15 protein-coding genes are annotated in these 16,554 nt (G+C 71.5%); 11 read left to right on the top strand and 4 right to left on the bottom strand.

Annotated elements, in window-relative coordinates; all coding sequences use genetic code 11:
• Window positions 1-50 precede the first annotated feature (50 nt).
• On the bottom strand, window positions 51-1,292 hold the full coding sequence (locus B7W94_RS03555) for an ABC transporter substrate-binding protein (RefSeq protein WP_085604391.1): 1,242 nt from the start codon (window positions 1,290-1,292) through the stop codon (window positions 51-53).
• 186 nt (window positions 1,293-1,478) lie between these two features.
• Between B7W94_RS03555 and B7W94_RS03550 the strand changes: the two genes are divergently transcribed.
• The 10 genes from B7W94_RS03550 (at window position 1,479) to B7W94_RS03505 (ending at window position 12,139) form a co-directional block, all read left to right on the top strand.
• The gene (locus tag B7W94_RS03550) at window positions 1,479-2,648 is read left to right on the top strand and encodes an ROK family protein (RefSeq protein WP_085604388.1); all 1,170 of its coding nucleotides are present in this window, start codon (window positions 1,479-1,481) and stop codon (window positions 2,646-2,648) included.
• Window positions 2,645-3,664 (top strand): Gfo/Idh/MocA family protein, encoded by a 1,020-nt coding sequence (locus B7W94_RS03545; protein ID WP_085604384.1) that lies wholly within the window; start codon window positions 2,645-2,647, stop codon window positions 3,662-3,664. Before B7W94_RS03550 ends, B7W94_RS03545 begins: the two co-directional genes overlap by 4 nt.
• Window positions 3,661-4,683: a Gfo/Idh/MocA family protein gene (locus tag B7W94_RS03540; protein WP_085604381.1), complete on the top strand. Its 1,023-nt coding sequence runs from the start codon at window positions 3,661-3,663 to the stop codon at window positions 4,681-4,683. Before B7W94_RS03545 ends, B7W94_RS03540 begins: the two co-directional genes overlap by 4 nt.
• Window positions 4,684-4,973: 290 nt before the next feature.
• A complete protein-coding gene (locus tag B7W94_RS03535; protein WP_085604378.1) occupies window positions 4,974-5,768 on the top strand; it encodes an SDR family NAD(P)-dependent oxidoreductase in 795 nt (264 codons plus the stop codon).
• Between the two features lie 288 nt (window positions 5,769-6,056).
• The gene (gene corA, locus B7W94_RS03530; protein WP_085604376.1) at window positions 6,057-7,058 is read left to right on the top strand and encodes a magnesium/cobalt transporter CorA; all 1,002 of its coding nucleotides are present in this window, start codon (window positions 6,057-6,059) and stop codon (window positions 7,056-7,058) included.
• Between the two features lie 123 nt (window positions 7,059-7,181).
• Window positions 7,182-7,709 carry a hypothetical protein gene (locus B7W94_RS03525; RefSeq protein WP_025104159.1) on the top strand — a complete coding sequence of 176 codons (528 nt, stop codon included), beginning with the start codon at window positions 7,182-7,184 and terminating at the stop codon, window positions 7,707-7,709.
• A gap of 166 nt (window positions 7,710-7,875) precedes the next feature.
• Entirely contained in the window at window positions 7,876-8,613 is a 738-nt protein-coding gene (locus tag B7W94_RS03520) for an SGNH/GDSL hydrolase family protein (RefSeq protein ID WP_253247374.1), read from the top strand.
• Between the two features lie 97 nt (window positions 8,614-8,710).
• On the top strand, window positions 8,711-9,451 hold the full coding sequence (locus B7W94_RS03515) for a peptidase E (protein ID WP_085604372.1): 741 nt from the start codon (window positions 8,711-8,713) through the stop codon (window positions 9,449-9,451).
• Window positions 9,448-10,803 (top strand): anaerobic C4-dicarboxylate transporter family protein, encoded by a 1,356-nt coding sequence (locus B7W94_RS03510; RefSeq protein ID WP_085604369.1) that lies wholly within the window; start codon window positions 9,448-9,450, stop codon window positions 10,801-10,803. The genes B7W94_RS03515 and B7W94_RS03510 overlap by 4 nt, the downstream gene beginning before the upstream one ends.
• Window position 10,804: 1 nt before the next feature.
• Window positions 10,805-12,139 (top strand): threonine/serine ThrE exporter family protein, encoded by a 1,335-nt coding sequence (locus tag B7W94_RS03505; protein WP_025104163.1) that lies wholly within the window; start codon window positions 10,805-10,807, stop codon window positions 12,137-12,139.
• A gap of 130 nt (window positions 12,140-12,269) precedes the next feature.
• Here B7W94_RS03505 and B7W94_RS03495 read toward each other — a convergent pair whose 3' ends face one another.
• From B7W94_RS03495 to B7W94_RS03485, 3 genes are all read right to left on the bottom strand, one after another.
• Complete coding sequence (locus tag B7W94_RS03495) at window positions 12,270-12,863, bottom strand: DUF305 domain-containing protein (RefSeq protein WP_025104166.1); 594 nt, start codon at window positions 12,861-12,863, stop codon at window positions 12,270-12,272.
• 66 nt (window positions 12,864-12,929) lie between these two features.
• On the bottom strand, window positions 12,930-13,319 hold the full coding sequence (locus B7W94_RS03490; RefSeq protein WP_085604366.1) for a DUF6153 family protein: 390 nt from the start codon (window positions 13,317-13,319) through the stop codon (window positions 12,930-12,932).
• Between the two features lie 44 nt (window positions 13,320-13,363).
• Window positions 13,364-13,918, bottom strand: coding sequence for an ECF transporter S component (locus tag B7W94_RS03485; RefSeq protein ID WP_029989525.1), 555 nt, complete (start codon window positions 13,916-13,918; stop codon window positions 13,364-13,366).
• A gap of 48 nt (window positions 13,919-13,966) precedes the next feature.
• Here B7W94_RS03485 and B7W94_RS03480 point away from each other — a divergent pair, with 48 nt between their 5' ends.
• Complete coding sequence (locus B7W94_RS03480) at window positions 13,967-16,528, top strand: helix-turn-helix transcriptional regulator (RefSeq protein WP_253247373.1); 2,562 nt, start codon at window positions 13,967-13,969, stop codon at window positions 16,526-16,528.
• Window positions 16,529-16,554: the final 26 nt, after the last annotated feature.

Raw genomic sequence — 16,554 nt, 5'->3', positions numbered from 1 at the left:
GGGGGCGGGAGAGAGGGGGCGTGCGGCGGGTACCCGCACGCCCCCGGGTGTCACTTCTGCAGCAGCGGGGCTGCGGCGGCCGCGGCGTCCTTCAGGGCGTCGGCCGGGGACTTCTGGCCGAGCAGGGCGGCCTGGATCTCCGGCGAGAGCACGCCCATGAGCGCACGGGAGCTGGCGTCGAGCTCGCCCACCGTGGTGTCGGGGACGTACTTCTCGACCTCACCGAGGAGCGGGTCGTCGGCGTACAGCGGCTCGGTGGTGCTGAGCGCGGAGAAGTAGCCGGCGGCCTTGAGGTACGGCTCGACGACGTCGGCGCCGGTCGCGAACTCGGCGAACGCGGCTGCGGCCTCGGGGGCCTTCGAGCCCTTGAGCACGGACAGGGAGCCGACGGTGCCGTAGGCCACGGACTCCTTGTCGGTCAGCGGCGCGAGGACCTTGACGTTCTCCTCGCCCCAGAACGGCGCGACCTCGGTCACGGCGTTGTTCCAGGTGCAGGCGACCTTGCCCTGGGCGATGGCGGTCTGCTCCAGCGGGACGTTGGTGGTGAGGGCCTCCGGGTCGAGCGCGCCCTCCTCGGCCAGGTCGGTCAGGAAGGTGAGCGCCTCCTCGCCGGCCTTGCTGTCGAAGCCGACCTCGCCGTCCTCGGTGTAGACCTCGCCGCCGGCCTGCCAGAGCAGCGGGTAGTAGGTGAGGTTGAGGGTGTTCTCGGCCGACGCCGGGTAGTTGAGGGCGTACATGCCCTTGTCGATGAACGCCGGAGCCATCTCGGCGATGTCGTCCCACGTCTCCGGGTACTCGGTCACCCCGGCCGCCTCGAACGCGGCTGCGTTGCAGATGAGCGGCTGCGCGCTGGTGAGGATCGGGGCGCCGAGGATGTCGCCGCCGAGCGTGACCGACTCCTTGACGTTGGGGAGCAGGTCGCCCTCGCGCTCCTCGCTGAGCAGGTCGTTCAGCGGGGCGATCGACTTCTGGTACGCCGCGAGCTGGTCGGGGATGAGGTAGACGACGTCCGGTCCCTTGCCGGCGGCGATCGCCGTCTGCAGGGCCTCGTCACGGTTCGCCCACGGGAAGATCTCGTACTTCACGTTGACGTTCTCGTTCTCCTTCTCGAACGCCTCGATGGTCGAGTCCCAGAAGTCCTTGTGCACCGCCTCGTCGGCGATGACGGGGTAGAGCCAGACCGTGATGTCCTGCTCGCCCTCTGCGGTGTTGCCTCCGCCGGCCGAACATCCGGCCAACAGGGTGGCGGCCGCGACTCCCGCGACGACGCCGGTGATCTTGCTGACGCGCATGGTGCTCCTTTGCGTAAACCGTGCTGAGTACGGTTCATTATGACATTGCCTTTGGATAATTCGTCAAGCACAAGTTCTCAGAGCCTTGTTTCGGCCGTGTTTCTCGGCCGTGAACAACAATCCCCGATCTGAGAATCGGGTGTGCTAATTTGATCGCACCAACGGCGGAGACGAAGGAGGGACCCGATGGGCGCGACCAGTCCGCTCTCGATCGTGGCGCGGTCGGCACTCCGGCTGCGCGACGCCGGACCGGCGACGGTCAGCGACCTCTCCCGGTCACTCGAGGTCTCCCGCACCTCCGTCGAGAACGCCGTGGCGGTGCTCTCCGACTCCGGCCTCCTCGTCGACGCCCCGGCGCAGGTCGGCGGAGGTGCCGGTCGGCCCGCCCGCCGCTACTCGTTCCACGCCGCCGCCGGTGTGGTGGTGGGCGTGGACGTCGGCGTCGCGAGCGTGCGGGTCGTCGTCGCGGACCTCGCGGGGGTGGTCATCGCTCAGCGCACCTTCCCCGGCGTCGCGGAGCAGCCCGACGGCCCGGCCAAGCTCGCCGCCGTGATCGACGACGTGCGACGCACGCTCGCCCGGCTCTCGCTGCCGCGCACCGGTCTGCGGGCGATCGGCGTCTCCCTGCCCGGCATCGTCGACGACGACGGACGGGTCACCACCTCGGTCGTCATCCCGGAGTGGTCCGGCATCGACATCGGCTCGCAGCTGCGCCAGGCGTTCGGCTGCCCCGTGGCGGTCGACAACGGTGTGCGGCTCGCGGCCGTCGCGGAGCATCACCTCGGCGTCGCGCAGCTCGTCGACGACGTGATCTATCTCTCGGTCGGCAACCGCATCGCCATGGGCCTCATCCTCGGCGGCCGCCCCCGGCGCGGCATCCACAACGCGGCGGGAGACATCGGCCGCCTCGCGTTCCGGGGGCTGAACACCGAGACCGGGCAGATCTCGTGGCGCACCGCCCCGACCGCCGCCGAGGTGTTCGCCCTGGCGCGCAGCGGAGAGCGGGCCGCCCGGGAGGAGCTCGACGGCTTCATCGACGAACTCGCCCATGGGATCGCGACGCTGATCATGACGGTCGATCCGGCCATGGTCGTGATCGGCGGCGGGCTCTCGGCCGCGCACGAGCAGCTGCTCGACCCCCTGCGCGCCGCCCTGCCCGGCCATCTCGGTCTGCCGTTCCAGGTGCCCGTCGCGGAGGCGCGGCTGGGAGCGGAAGCCGCCGCCCACGGCGCCGTCGTGCATGCGTTCCAGCGGCATCCGGGCGACATCTACGGCATCGAGGACATGCCCGCCCCACCGATCACCCCCCTGCCGCACGACCCCGCGGCCGGCGACGACCCCGAGGAGAAGCAGTGAGCACGTTGAAGGTCGGACTCATCGGCGCGGGCGGGATCTCCCGCGTGCACGCCGACGCCTGGCGGGCGCTCGGCGTGCAGGGCTTCGTCACCTCGAAGGAGGGCGCGGAGGAGATCGCCGCCGAGTACGGCTTCGAGGTCGTGGCCGACGTCGACGCGCTCCTGGAGCAGGTCGACGTCGTCGACATCGTCACGCCGAGCAGCACCCACGCCGACTTCGCCCTTCGGGCCATCGCCCGCGGGGTCGACGTGATCTGCGAGAAGCCGCTCGCCGCGACCGCGGAGGCCGCCGCCGAGGTGACCGCCGCCGCAGCCGCCGCGGGAGTGCGGCTTTTCCCCGCCCACGTCGTGCGCTACATGGGGGAGTACGGCCGGATCAAGGCCGGCATCGACGCCGGGCAGATCGGTACCCCCGCTGTGCAGCGCTTCCGTCGCCTGGGCGCCGCGCCGCAGGCCCCCTGGTTCTTCTCGGAGCGGGCGGGCGGCGGCGTCATCCGCGACCTCATGATCCACGACATCGATCAGGCGCTGTGGTTCGCCGGGCCGGTCGACAGCGTCTACGCCGTGCAGAACCCGCCGACGGTCGACGACCGCGTTCCGGCCCCGGTCACGGCGCATGTCGTGCTCACCCACCGCAACGGGGTCATCAGCCACGTGCACGCGAGCTGGGTGCAGCCCGGCATGCCGTTCCGCACGAGCGTCGAGGTCGCCGGTTCCGAGGGGCGCCTGCGCTACGACAGCGCCGAGGACCACACGCTGCGCACCGACGCCGTGCTCGTCGAGGGCGCGACCGACTACCTGCCGCCGATGTCACCCGAGGAGAGCCCGTACTACGCGGAGATCGCCGACTTCGTGGCCGCCATCGCGGAAGGACGCGAGGCCGCCGTCACCCCGGAGGACGGCATCCAGGCGGTCGCGGTCGCCGAGGCCGCCTACGCCTCGATCGCCTCCGGAGCCCCGGTCGCCCTCCCCGCTTCGTCCCCCGCCGTCGCCGTCGCCGAGGAGGCCACCCGATGACCGCTCCCCGTCCGCTGCGGATCGCCGTGCTGTCCTTCGCGCACACGCACGCCCTCAGCTACGTGCACGCGCTGCAGCAGATGCCCGGTGTCGAGCTGATCGCCGCCGATCCCGACGGCGCCTCCGCCCCGGACGACGCTCCGCGCGGTGCCGCCCTGGCCGCGGAGCTCGGGGTGGCCTATGTGGAGACCTACGACGAGGCCTTCGCCTGGGGTCCGGACGCGGTCGTGGTGGCCGCCGAGAACTCCCGTCACCGCGCCCTCGTCGAGCAGGCCGCCGCGGCCGGCGTGCACGTGCTGTGCGAGAAGCCGCTGGCGACGACGGTCGAGGACGCGATCGCGATGCGCGACGCCTGCGACCGGGCGGGCGTGCTGCTCATGGTGGCGTACCCGGTGCGCTTCTCCCCCGCGGTGCGCGACGCCGTCGCCGAGCTGCGCAGCGGACGCCTCGGGACGATTCTCGGCGTCACCGGCATCAACAACGGCAAGCTCCCGCAGGACCGGGCCTGGTTCACCGATCCCGCGCTCGCCGGCGGCGGTGCCCTGGTCGACCACGTCGTGCACTGCGCCGACCTCCTCGACGAGCTCCTGGGCGAGCGGGCGCAGACCGTCCGCGCGGTGTCGAACAGCATCCTGCACGGGGAGCGCGACCTCGCGGTCGAGACCGGGGGCCTCGTGACGATCCAGTACCCGAGCGGCGTGATCGCCACGATCGACTGCTCGTGGAGCTGGCCGCTGAGCTCGCCGACCTGGGGCGGCCTCACCCTCGAGGTCGTGGCCGAGCGCGGGACCGTGACCGTGAGCCCCTTCGCGAAGGGCGTGGCCGGACACGATGCCCACGGCGAGACCTGGACCCCGGTCGGGGCCGACCTCGACGCCCTGCTGCTCGAGGAGTTCGTGCGGGCCGTGCGCGCGGGCCGTCAGCCCCAGCCCGACGCCGGTGTCGGCATCCGCACCGTCGAGATCGTGAAGGCCGCGCAGGAGTCCGCGTCCCGCGCCGGCACCCCCATCCCCCTCTGACCCCCGCCCCGTCCCTCGACCCCCGCACCTCGCGGGATCGAAAACGCTCCCCTTCCGGTCTCCCCCGGCACGTTTCCCGTCCCGCACCGTTCTCCCGCGCCCCGAGCTCCCCCCCTCGCGGGATCGAAAACGCTCCCCGCTCCGCCTCCTCAGGAACGTTCCCCGTCCCGCACGGAGACGGTGCGCGCATGCCGGAGTCCCAGCCCCTGCCGTCCCGGAGCGAGCGCGCCGGCATGAATCCGGCGCGGCGGGCGTTGTACCGAAGGCCGCAGCGACACGGAGGAGACATCATGCGTATCGACCTCGCCGGGAAGACCGCCCTCGTCACGGGTTCCACCCAGGGCATCGGACTCGCCATCGCCACGACTCTGGCCGACGCGGGCGCACGGGTCGCCGTCAACGGCCGGAACCCCGAGACCGTGTCGTCGGTCGTCGCCGCACTGCAGGAGGAGAATCCGGACCGGAACCTCGTCCCGGCTCCGGGCGACGTCACCACGGAGGACGGCGCCGCCCGCGTCCTCGCCGCCACCGGAGACGTCGACATCCTCGTCAACAACCTCGGCATCTTCGGGGCCACCCCCGCGCTCGACATCTCCGACGACGAGTGGCGCCGGTACTTCGACGTGAACGTGCTCGCCGCCGTCCGGCTCATCCGCGCGACCCTGCCCGGCATGACGGAGCGTGGCTGGGGTCGGGTGCTCGACATCGCGAGCGACTCGGCGGTCGTGATCCCCGCGGAGATGATCCACTACGGGATGTCGAAGACCGCGCTGCTCGCCGTCTCCCGGGGCTTCGCGAAGGAGGCGGCCGGCACGGGCGTGACGGTGAACTCGGTGCTCGCGGGGCCAACCCACACCGGCGGCGTGGAGGACTTCGTGTACTCGCTCGTGGACCCGGAGCTGCCGTGGGAGGAGGCCCAGCGCGAGTTCATGCGCGTGCACCGCCCCCAGTCCCTGCTGCAGCGGCTCATCGAACCGGAGGAGATCGCGAACATGGTCGCGTACCTCGCGTCCCCGCTCGCCTCGGCGACGACGGGTGCCGCGGTCCGCGTCGACGGCGGCTACATCGACGCGATCGTCCCCTGACCTTTCGAATCGCGCACATGGTGGCATCTGCGGCCGGAATGGGGCCATTCGGGCGATTCGAAACGGAGGGGTAAGCTGGCCCCGGAGAAGCACGGAAAGGCGGTGATGGCGATGTCCGACGATAGTAACGACGCCGCCCTCGCTGCGTCGCGCTTCCCCGCGCACACGCGTTGAGCTCCTGCTCCGCGTGCGCGCCTCTCGCCTCGCAGTCATCGGCGGCGTCTCCCGCCCCCTGACGAATCCGCACGGACCCTCGCATCCGTGCGCCCGCGAGAACGGAGCCGCATCATGGCGCTCATCGACAACGGCGTGTACGTCCACGGACGTCGCGTGGAGACCCCGAAGAACCTGGACGAGACCTACCGGATGCTGGATGCCGCCGGCGGGATCGCGTGGATCGGCCTGTACCGGCCGAGTCCCGAAGAGGTCGCTTCCGTCGCCCGCGAGTTCGACCTGCATCCGCTCGCCGTCGAGGACGCGCTCTCGGGGCATCAGCGCTCGAAGGTGGAGCGCTACGGCGACACCCTCTTCGCCGTGCTGCGCCCCGCCCGCTACCGCGACAAGGAGGAGTCGATCGAGTTCGGGGAGCTGCACCTGTTCATCGGCCCCGACTTCGTGGTGACGATCCGCCACGCGGAGTCGCCGAACCTCGCCGCGGTCCGCCGCCGGATGGAGGCGAACCCGGATCTGCTCGCGATGGGACCGGAGGCGGTCTTCTACGCGATCCTCGACGAGGTCGTGGACGAGTACGAGCCCGTGGTGGCGGGCCTGGAGAACGACATCGACGAGATCGAGGACCAGCTCTTCGGCGACAGCGACGACGACGCCCTCTCCCGCCGCATCTACGAGCTCTCCCGCGAAGTCATCAACTTCCAGCGCGCGGTGCACCCGCTGAGCGGCATGCTGGAATGGCTGCGCCGCGGGTCGGAGAAGTACCGCATCGATGAGGAGCTGCAGCGCTCCCTCCGCGACGTGCTCGACCACACGATCCGCGTGAACGAGCGGGTCGACTCGTTCCGCGCGATCCTGGAGAACGCCCTCACCGTGCAGTCGGCGCTGGTCGCCCGGCGGCACTCGGAGGCGGGGCTCGCCCAGAACGACGAGATCAAGAAGATCTCCTCGTGGGCGGCCATCATCTTCGCGCCCACGCTCGTCGGCACGGTCTACGGCATGAACTTCGACGTGATGCCCGAGCTGCACTGGGCGTTCGGGTATCCGATGGCGATCGGGGCGATGGCCGCGTTCGCGGTCGGGCTCTATGGGGTGTTCAAGTACAAGAGGTGGCTCTGACGCGCAGGCGGTCACGGGGAACGCCGGAACGCGGCCGGTCTGCGGGCACGGAGCGCGCCCAGGAGCTCCCTCCGGCGTGAAGAACCAGGGCCCACGGCGGGCGAGATGCGCGAGACTGGAAGCATGGCGCTCGATCTCCTCCTGTCCCGCATCGTCGAGAGCGGTCTGCTCGAAGACCCCGTCTCCGAGAACGGTCTCGTCTACGGCCGGGCGAGCCTGGATGCGGCCGGCACCGTCGTGAACGTGAACGTCGACCCCGAGTTGGAGGGCGATGAGACCGCGGAGGACCTGGATCCCGACGAGCTCGTCGCGGCCATCGCGCGCGTGCTCTCGATGAGCGAGAAGCGCTGGCGGGCGATCGTCGAGGAGGTCGCGCTCGACATCGAGGACGCGGTGGAGGACGAGCCCGTCGTCGAACAGATCGACCTGCGGGACGACCTCGAGGCCACCTCGGTCGTCGTGTTCGCGGATGCCGTGCTGCTCGCGTTCGTCGCCCCCAAGCAGTTCCCGGAGTCGCGCATCCTCGTGCAGCTCGACGAGGAGCTGGAGGTCGACGGCATCGAGGTGCGCGAGCCCGACGGCACCGAGGTCATCGACGTCGACACGCTCGACGAGCTGATGGACCTCATCAGTCGCGCCGACCGGGACTGACCCGCCGGAACAGGCATTCACCGGGCAACAGGCCACACCAGCGGTAACTGCCTGACCTCGCGCGAGCGCCTGAGACCCACGCCCCGCGGCAAACAGGACGGGGACGGCGCCGGGGCATTACGCTCCCGCGCGAAGCAGAAGGCGGGCGACGGATAAGCTCTGAGGCGTGCCGATCGCCCCTTCCGCCTCCCCCGCCACCGCCTCCGCCGACCTCGGCCGCCTCGCCGCCGCCCTCCGCGACCCTGCACCGTTGAACTGGATCATCACCGGCGACTCGATCACCCATGGCCTGGTGCACACCCAGGGCGGGCGCAGCTACCCGGAGCACCTCCACGAGCTGATCAGAGGCGAGCTCGAGCGCGTCCGCGACATCGTCCTCAACACCGCGATCAGCGGCAACCGGATCGTCGACATCCTCGACGACTGGGAGCGTCGGGTCGCCGGCTGGCAGCCGGACGTGGTCACCCTCATGGTCGGCACCAACGACGCCTCGGACGGCGGGCCGCGACCGGTGATCTCGCCGGACGACTACGCCGCCTCCCTCCACGACTTCGTGCGCCGGGTGCGCGGGCTCGGCGCCATCCCGGTGCTCCAGACGCCGCCCGCCATCGACGTCCGCAATGCGCCGGAGCGGGCGCGGATCGCCGACTTCGCCGAGGCCGTGCGCCAGGTCGCGGCCGCGGAGGACGTGATCCTCGTCGACCAGCACGCGCACTTCGCAGAGCTGGGCGGTGGCGGCGTGCCGTGGGGCCTCATGAACGACCCGTTCCACCCCAGCGCGGTCGGACACGCCGCCCTCGCTCTGGAGCTCGCCCGCGTGCTCGGCATCGCGCCGGAGGGCCCCCGCGCCCGCACGACCGCCCTCCTCGAAGGCCTGGTCGGCACGGCCCGCGTCTTCGGCTGAGAGGCCCGGATTCACCCGGCCCGGGTGACCGCTCTGGACGGCGGTGACGGCGCGACGCTAGGTTGAGCGCATTCACATCCGACAGTGAGGTGGGGGCATGTCGCACGTCGTCGCAACCGGGGCCGGCAAGGCCATGATGGAACGTCGGAACGATCCGACGCACGAGTACATCCTGAAGCTCACCGGCAAGGAGCGGCCCCGGGTCCTCTTCGTCGGCACCGCCACGGGCGACGACGCCGCCTACATCGTGAGCTTCTACTCCACGTACGACTCCGACAGATGCGCGCCGCACCACCTGCCGCTGTTCCACCGCGCGGTCGACGACCTCGCCGGCTTCGTGAAGGGCTTCGACGTCATCCACGTCGGCGGCGGGAACACCGCCAACATGCTCGACGTGTGGAAGCGTCAGGGCCTCGACGAGATCATGCGCGAGATGTGGGAGGACCCCTCCTCGAACGTGGTGTTCACCGGCGGCAGCGCGGGCGGCATCTGCTGGTTCGAGGGCGGCACGACCGACAGCTACGGGCCCACGCTGCAGGTGCTCCCGGAGGGCCTGGGCTTCCTGCACGGCAGCTTCTGCCCGCACTACGACGCGGAGGACCAGCGCCGGCCCCTCTTCCACGCCTCGCTCCTCAGCGGTGAGCTGTCCACCGGCTATGCGGTGGGCAACCTCCAGTCGCTGCACTTCGAGAACGGCGAGTTCGTCACCGCGGTCAGCCCGGTCGAGAACCCGCTGGCGCTGAAGGTCGAGGCGGTCGACGGGAGGATCGTCGAGACCGAACTGCCAGTGGAGGTCCTCACCGGATCGGCGCCGATCGTGAAGGGGCCGTCGTCGTGAACGACAGCGTCTGGATCCTCGTCGCCGAGCTCATTGTCGTCGTCCTGGCGATCTTCATGGGCACCCGCACGAGCGGGATCGGCCTGGGCGTGTGGGGCCTCGTCGGCGTCGCGGTGCTCGTGTTCGTGTTCGGGGAAGCCCCCGGCAACGCCCCCGTCGACGCCGTGTTCATCGTCATCACGGTCATCACCGCGGCCTCGACCATGCAGGCCGCTGGCGGTATCGACTGGATGGTGTCGGTGGCCGCCAAGGTCATCCGCAAACGGCCGAAGTCCGTCGTGTTCCTCGCGCCGGCGATGTCGTTCCTCTTCACGGTCGGCGCGGGCACCGGCAACATCTTCTATCCGCTGCTGCCGGTGATCTACGACGTCTCGTACCAGCAGAAGATCCGGCCGGAGCGGGCGCTGTCGGTCTCGGCCGTCGCCTCGCAGGTCGGCATCCTGTGCTCTCCGGTCTCCGCGGCCACCGCATCGATGGTCGTGCTGCTCGCACCGCAGGGCGTCGATCTCGGCGGCCTGCTCCTCATCATGTGGCCGGCCTCGATCGCGGGCCTGCTCGTCGCCGCGCTGGTCATGATGCGCCACGGCAAGGACCTCGAGGACGACCCGGAGTACCAGAAGCGCCTGGCGGAGGGACAGATCAAGCCGCCCGTGGTCGACGCTCACGAGAACAAGCTCCCGGCGACCGCCGTGCTCTCGGCCTCGCTGTTCCTCGCGGGCGTCGCGGTGATCGTCTTCTTCGGCCTGTTCGAGAACCTCCGTCCGGTCATCGGCACCGATGACGACGGCGATCCGCTGCGCCTGAGCGTCACCGTGATCATCGAGGTCGTCATGGGCATCATCGCCGCACTGATCTTCGTGTTCTGCAAGGTGAAGGCCGCCGACGTGCCGAAGCAGTCCACCTTCCCCGCGGGCATCGTCGGCGCCATCGCCCTGTTCGGCATCGCCTGGCTCGCGAACACGTTCGTCGCCGCGACCCAGACCCTCATCGTCGACGGACTCGGCTCTGTGGTCTCCGGATCCTCCGCCTTCCTCGGAGCGCTGCTGTTCGCGCTGGCGCTGTTCGCGGTCGCCATGCTCACGACCAGCCAATCGAGCGCCACGAACGCGATCGTCCCGATCGGCATCACGATCGGGCTGCCCGCCTCTCTGCTGGTGGGGCTGTGGCCGGCGGCGATGGGCATCTACACGCTGCCCGCCAACGGCAGCCAGGTGGCCACGGTCGCGTTCGACCAGACCGGGACGACGAAGATGGGCAAGTTCGTCCTGGACCACTCGTTCCAGCTGCCGAACCTCGTCTACGTCGGCACGGCCATCGTCGTCGGGGTGGCGCTGTCGTTCCTGTTCTGGTGACATGACCGACGTCGTCGACCGTTCGGCGCTGCGGCAGTTCCTGCTGGGGCTGGCCCAGGGGATGAACGCGTCGGCGGAGTCCGTCGACCGCATCCGGGACACGATCGCCGAGGTCGCCACGGCGTCGGGCGGAGACGGCGCCGACTTCGTCGTCCTGCCCACCATCATCATCGTGGAGACGGGGGACGCGGAGGAGCAGCGGGTCGCCTTCCGCTCGGCCACGAACGCCTCGTTCCGCTTCGATCAGATCGCCGCGCTGTACGACCTCATCGCGCAGGCGAAGACCGGCGACGTGGACCCGCTGGACGGCATCCGGCGGCTCAACGAGATCGGTGCGATGCGTCCGCGTCTCGGCTGGTTCACCCGGACGCTGGGCCATGCCATCCTCACGACCGGCCTGGCCCTCCTGCTCGCACCGACCTGGCAGGGCGCCCTCGTCGCCTTCGTGCTCGGATTCGGGATCGGCCTGCTCAAACTCGTGCGCTCTCCCACCCTGCAGCTCGTCATGCCCATCGCCGCGGCCTTCGTGTGCGCGGCTGCGGTGTTCCTGCTCGCGGAGGTCATCGAGATCGGCGACCCGATCCGCCTCCTGATCGCCCCGCTGGTCACCTTCCTCCCCGGCGGCGTGCTGACCACGGCGACGGTAGAGCTCGCGGCCGGGCAGATGATCTCCGGTGCATCCCGCCTCATCTACGGGTTCGTGCAGCTCGCGCTCCTCGCCTTCGGCATCCTCGCCGCCGGCGCCGTGGTGGGCGTCTCGAGCGATTCGTACGAGGCCCTCGACGCCTCCTCCTCGTACCTCCCCTGGTGGGTGCCGCTGCTCGGCATCCTCGTGTTCGCACTCGGCAACTACCTGCACTTCTCCTCCCCGCCGTCCACGTTCGGGTGGGTGCTGCTCGCCCTGGTCGTCGCGTACCTCGGCCAGTGGGCGGGAACCGAGTTCATCGACCCGGCGGTCGGCGGCTTCGTCGGCGCGGTCGCCGTCACGCCGGTCGTGTTCTGGATCGCCGGGCTGCGCCACGGAGCCCCGTCGCAGCTGACGTTCCTCCCGGCCTTCTGGCTGCTGGTGCCCGGAGCCGCCGGGCTGGTGGGGCTCACCGAGGCGGTGGCGACCGACAACGGCCTCGCCGACTTCACCGCGGCCCTGGTGTCGGTCATGTCGATCGCGCTCGGCGTGCTCATCGGCACGGCGCTCTATCGTGTCGTGCACCATGGCGCGGAGGAGTTCGTCCAGTTCGCCGTCGCCCCGCCGCCCGCCGAGGACGAGGAGCCCGCGCCGACCCTCTGGCACCGCCTGTCCGCTCCGCTGCGCCGCTTGCGCCGCCGCGATCGCTAGCGGTACACCTCGCGACGGTGGCCGGCGTGCACGACGACGACCGTCAGGATCCCGTCCTCGATCCGGTAGAGCACCCGGTAAACGGGCGACGGGCCCCGCGCCGCGGAGGCGACGCGGGGCCGGGTGCCGATCAGAGCGTGGCGAGGATCTCCTTCATCTCCGCGATCTCGGCGGTCTGCGCATCGACGATGTCCTGCGCGAGGGCGACCGCGTCGGCGTTCTCGCCGTCCGCCACCTCCGCCTCGGCCATCGCGACCGCGCCCTCGTGGTGCGCGATCATCTGCTCCAGGAACAGCCGGGACGCCTCCGGGCCCGCGGCGGCCTCGAGCGCGGCGAGGTCGTCGTCGCTCATCATGCCGTCGCCGTGGTCCATCGCGGCCGGGTCACCCGCCTCGGCACCCCAGTCGTCGAGCCAGCCCTGCATCTTCTCGATCTCCGGACCCTGAGCGGCCGTGATCCGCTCCGCGAGGTCGGCGACCCGAGGGTCGACGTCGTCCTTCGCGAGCACGATGTCCGACATCTCGACGGCCTGCTCGTGATGGACGATCATCATGGACGCGAACATCGCATCGGCCTCGTTCGCGCCGGCCAGCGGAGCGTCCGAGGTGGAGTGCCCCATGCCGGAGTGGTCGGCCGGCCCCGCGGGTGCCGTCGAGGCGCATCCCGCGAGCGCGAGGGTTCCCGCCAGGACGAGGACAGCGGCGGCAGTGGTTCGATTGGTCATTTCTCTCTCATCTCTGTCTGTCGGAAGGGCGTCCGCGGTCGCGGCGCCCGGGCGCATCGGCGCCGATCAGGTCCGACTGATGCAGAGGACGTGGAGTGAGGGAGGACGAAGCGGGGCGGCGGCCGCGTCCACGAGCGAGCGGAGAGCGCGGAGCAGAGGTCCGATCAGGAGAGCGCGAGAGGGGCGCAGCAGCAGGAGGAGTCCGCCGAGCAGGGCGAGGACGCAGGCTGCCCCGCTGTCGTGCGCAGGGTCATCCGGGACGACGGCCTCATCCGCTCCGCCCGCCTCATGCGCTGCCGACGCCGCGGGGTGAGCCGGGGCCGTGTGCCCCGCGACCGCATGCGCCCCCGGGGTGCCGTGGGTGTCGAGGGCGTGCATGCCGAGGAGTCCGAGGAGGACGCCGCCCACGAGGAGGACGGCGAGCAGCGCTCCCTGGAGCACGCGACGACCGACCATGTGCTCATGGTACCCCGTGGGGGTATGTCCACCGGCATGCCGGCTCAGCGGGCGACGCCAGCTCGCCGCAGCAGTCGGCGGACGGCGAGCACGACACCCGCCACCGCGAGCTCCCCCACCACCCGGCCCAACAGCGTGGCGACGAGCACCGGCGGAACGAGGTGCTCGGGCGAGAACACCGGGAGGGCGACGACGAAGAGCACCGCACCGGTAACGGCGCCGGCGAGCAGGACCCGGGCCGGGCGGACGGGGGCGTCCCGCCGGAACGGCAGCGCCAGGTCGAGGACCACGCCGCCGAGGACGAGCGGCACGACGCCGAGCAGCCCGATGGGCGACACCGCGACCGTCAGCACGCCGGTCACGAAGGCAGCCAGTGTCGCCATCCCCGGCACGCGGGTGACGACGCGCGCGAGGAACGGCAGCGCGGTGTGGACGCCCGCGACCACCGCGTACGCGGGAGGGGACGTGGCGGCCAGCACGCTCGTGATCGGCACTACGGCCAGGAAGACGAGGGCCTGGACCGCGCCGAGCGCGGCGCTCACGAGGAGGGCGCTGGTCGGCACGCGGCGGGAGGACACGGGGACTGTCGGACCACTCACCCCTCCGAGCCTAGAACCGCGGGCGGGTTGGATATCGTAGGGGTGGGGATGCGTACCTGGGGAGGGACGATGCCGGCTTTCGGCGCGCAAGGGGACAAGAGGTTGCCGCGGGTTTCCGCGCACGTCATCGGACGTCCGCGGGTGAACGCCGCGCTGGACGAGGGAGCTCCGCTCACACTGCTGCGCGGAGCCGCGGGCTCCGGGAAGACCACCGCCCTCGTGGGCTGGGCTTTCACCTCCCCCGACCGCGTCGTGTGGCTCACGGCCACGCCCGCCCTGGCGACGAGCGCGGCCCTCGCCGCCGCCCTGCTGCGGGTGCTGCGCGGCGCGGGCGAGGCCGTCGGCGGCCGTCATCCCGCCTCGGAAACGGGGGAGGGGTGGCCTGCCGTCGCCCAGTACCTGTGCGATCACGAGGAGCCTCTCGTCCTCGTGCTCGACGACGCCGCCGCGCTCGACCGGGATGCGGTCTTCGACCTGTGCCGCACGGTCGCCGTCCCGCCGCACGTCCGCCTGATCGTCGCCACGAACCGCCCCAGCCCCTTCGACAGCGGCGGCATCGGCCTCGTGATCGACGCCGCGCTGATCTCTCCGGAGGACCTCGCTTTCGACACGGACGAGATCCGCCGCGCGCTCGACGTCGATGAGGACACCGCCGTCGCCGTGCGGGAGGCGACCGAGGGGTTCGCGGCGGTCATCCGCGCCGTCGCCCTCCGCGGACGTGTCCCCGACGGCACGACGATCGTGGAGGTCGCGACCGCGGCGGTCGACGACTACCTCCGCAGCCGCATGGAGGAGGGCACGTTCGGTGCCGGCGTCCTCGAGGGCCTGATCCGGATCAGCATCACGGACACGGTCGATCTGCCGTTGGCGCAGGCTCTCAGCAGTGATCCGGACATCGGCGCCGCCCTCGACGAGGCCGAGGCGTTCGGCTTCGGGCGGTGGTCCACGGAATCCGGGCGCCGGACCTTCACGATCGCCGCGCCGGCTCGCGCCCTTCTGCGCCGCGACCTCCTGGAGCGCTTCCCGGCCGAGATCCGCCTGCTCCGACGCCTCGCGATCGAGGGTGCGCTGCGGCGCGACGCCCCCTTCGAGGGGCTCCGCCTGGCGATGGAGGAGGACGACCTCCACCTCGCCGCCCACGTCATCATGTCGGGCTGGAGCCACCTTCTGGATCACGACGGTCGCCGGGTCGTGGCGCTGCTGGGCGACCTGCCCCTCGCTCGGCTCAAGCAGGAGCCGCTGGTGGCGATGCTGCTGGGCATCTGCCTCAACGCCAACCGACTCCGACGGGTGCGCGGCCTGCAGCTGCTGCGGATGGCGATCTCCGCCGCGAACGCCCGGCGGAGCGCCCTCTCGCCGACGGAGCGCCTGTTCATCTGGACCGCGGAGAGCGCGGCGCTGCGGGTGGTCGGGATGCCCGAGCGGGCCGGGCAGGTCGCGGCCCGCGCGCTCGCGCTGTACACGGAGACCTCGGAGTCGCAGTGGGAGCAGTACGCGATCGAGATGCCGCTGCTCTGCACGCACCTCGGGATCTCGCTGTACTACGGCGGTCGCCGGGAGCAGGCCCTCCGCCTCTTCGCTGAGGCCGCCGCCCTCGCCGCGTCCCAGGGCACGGGCAACGCCTTCCACGCCGTGAGCCTGCTCAGCGGGATCCACGCCCTCAACGGCGACCTCCCGGAGGCGCGGCACTACGTCGAGATCATCCGGGACGGCTCGTGGGACCCCGCGCTGCTGGACGGGTACCGCGGCACGTTCTACCGCGTCGCGGAGGCGATGCTCGCGGTCGAGGAGGGCGACCTCGCTGCGGCCAAGCAGCACGTGCGCGCCTTCCTGCCGCACCGGGCGACGAGCGAGCACTGGACGACGATGGCGGCGGTAGAGGCGTGGATCGCGCTGCACGACGGCGAGGCCGCCGGCGGACTGGAGCGGCTGGAGTCGTTCGCCCGGATGCGCGGGCGCGAGGCCGGGTCGACGTCGGCGCGCCAGGCGCTGAGCCGCCCCCGGATCCTGCTGCACCTGGCGCTCGGCGATGTCCGTGCCGCGCGCGGCATCAAGCAGCGCGACGCCGGGACCGACCGCTTCGGCACCCTCCTGGAACGGGCCAGGATCGCCCTGATCGACGGTCGCGCTCCGGATGCGGTGCGGCTGCTCGCCGCGACGCGCCTCGAGCCGACCACCTCCCGCGAGCGCGCGGAGGCCGCCGCGGTGCACAGTGCGGCGCTCCACCGCGTCAGTCCCGCCGCTGCGCAGGCCGTGACCGAGGCGCTGCACGCTCAGCTCGCCGACCGGGACCTGCGCACTCCGCTGGCTCTGCTCGGTGCCGAGGACTTCGCCGCCGTCCGGGCCGACCTCGCTCCGGTCGGCGACCCGCCGCTGCCCACCCGCTCGGCGTTGCCGTCGTTCGCGGCGCGCCCGAAGCTCTCCTCGCGGGAGCAGGTGGTGCTGCACGCACTCACCACGGGGGCGCCGCTGCCCGAGATCGCCGCGGAGCTGCGGATCTCGCCGAACACCCTGAAGACGCAGCTCCGCAGCATCTACCGCAAGCTCGACGTGGCCAACCGCACGGAGGCGCTCGAACAGGCCGCCCGGCACGGACTCCTCCCGGGATGACGAAGGCCCCGCCCGTCGGAGACGAC

Source organism: Microbacterium sp. LEMMJ01, from assembly GCF_002114135.1.
Taxonomy (GTDB): Bacteria; Actinomycetota; Actinomycetes; order Actinomycetales; family Microbacteriaceae; genus Microbacterium.
This window is presented reverse-complemented; position numbering and strand designations above follow the sequence as displayed.

Excerpts from the sequence above, each read along its gene's own strand:
- B7W94_RS03550 (WP_085604388.1), top strand. The coding sequence starts at position 1,479 with ATGGGCGCGACCAGTCCGCTCTCGATCGTGGCGCGGTCGGCACTCCGG.
- B7W94_RS03555 (WP_085604391.1), bottom strand. The coding sequence starts at position 1,292 with ATGCGCGTCAGCAAGATCACCGGCGTCGTCGCGGGAGTCGCGGCCGCC.
- B7W94_RS03535 (WP_085604378.1), top strand. The coding sequence starts at position 4,974 with ATGCGTATCGACCTCGCCGGGAAGACCGCCCTCGTCACGGGTTCCACC.
- B7W94_RS03540 (WP_085604381.1), top strand. The coding sequence starts at position 3,661 with ATGACCGCTCCCCGTCCGCTGCGGATCGCCGTGCTGTCCTTCGCGCAC.
- B7W94_RS03505 (WP_025104163.1), top strand. The coding sequence starts at position 10,805 with ATGACCGACGTCGTCGACCGTTCGGCGCTGCGGCAGTTCCTGCTGGGG.
- B7W94_RS03515 (WP_085604372.1), top strand. The coding sequence starts at position 8,711 with ATGTCGCACGTCGTCGCAACCGGGGCCGGCAAGGCCATGATGGAACGT.
- B7W94_RS03490 (WP_085604366.1), bottom strand. The coding sequence starts at position 13,319 with ATGGTCGGTCGTCGCGTGCTCCAGGGAGCGCTGCTCGCCGTCCTCCTC.
- B7W94_RS03495 (WP_025104166.1), bottom strand. The coding sequence starts at position 12,863 with ATGACCAATCGAACCACTGCCGCCGCTGTCCTCGTCCTGGCGGGAACC.
- corA (WP_085604376.1), top strand. The coding sequence starts at position 6,057 with ATGGCGCTCATCGACAACGGCGTGTACGTCCACGGACGTCGCGTGGAG.
- B7W94_RS03525 (WP_025104159.1), top strand. The coding sequence starts at position 7,182 with ATGGCGCTCGATCTCCTCCTGTCCCGCATCGTCGAGAGCGGTCTGCTC.
- B7W94_RS03480 (WP_253247373.1), top strand. The coding sequence starts at position 13,967 with ATGCGTACCTGGGGAGGGACGATGCCGGCTTTCGGCGCGCAAGGGGAC.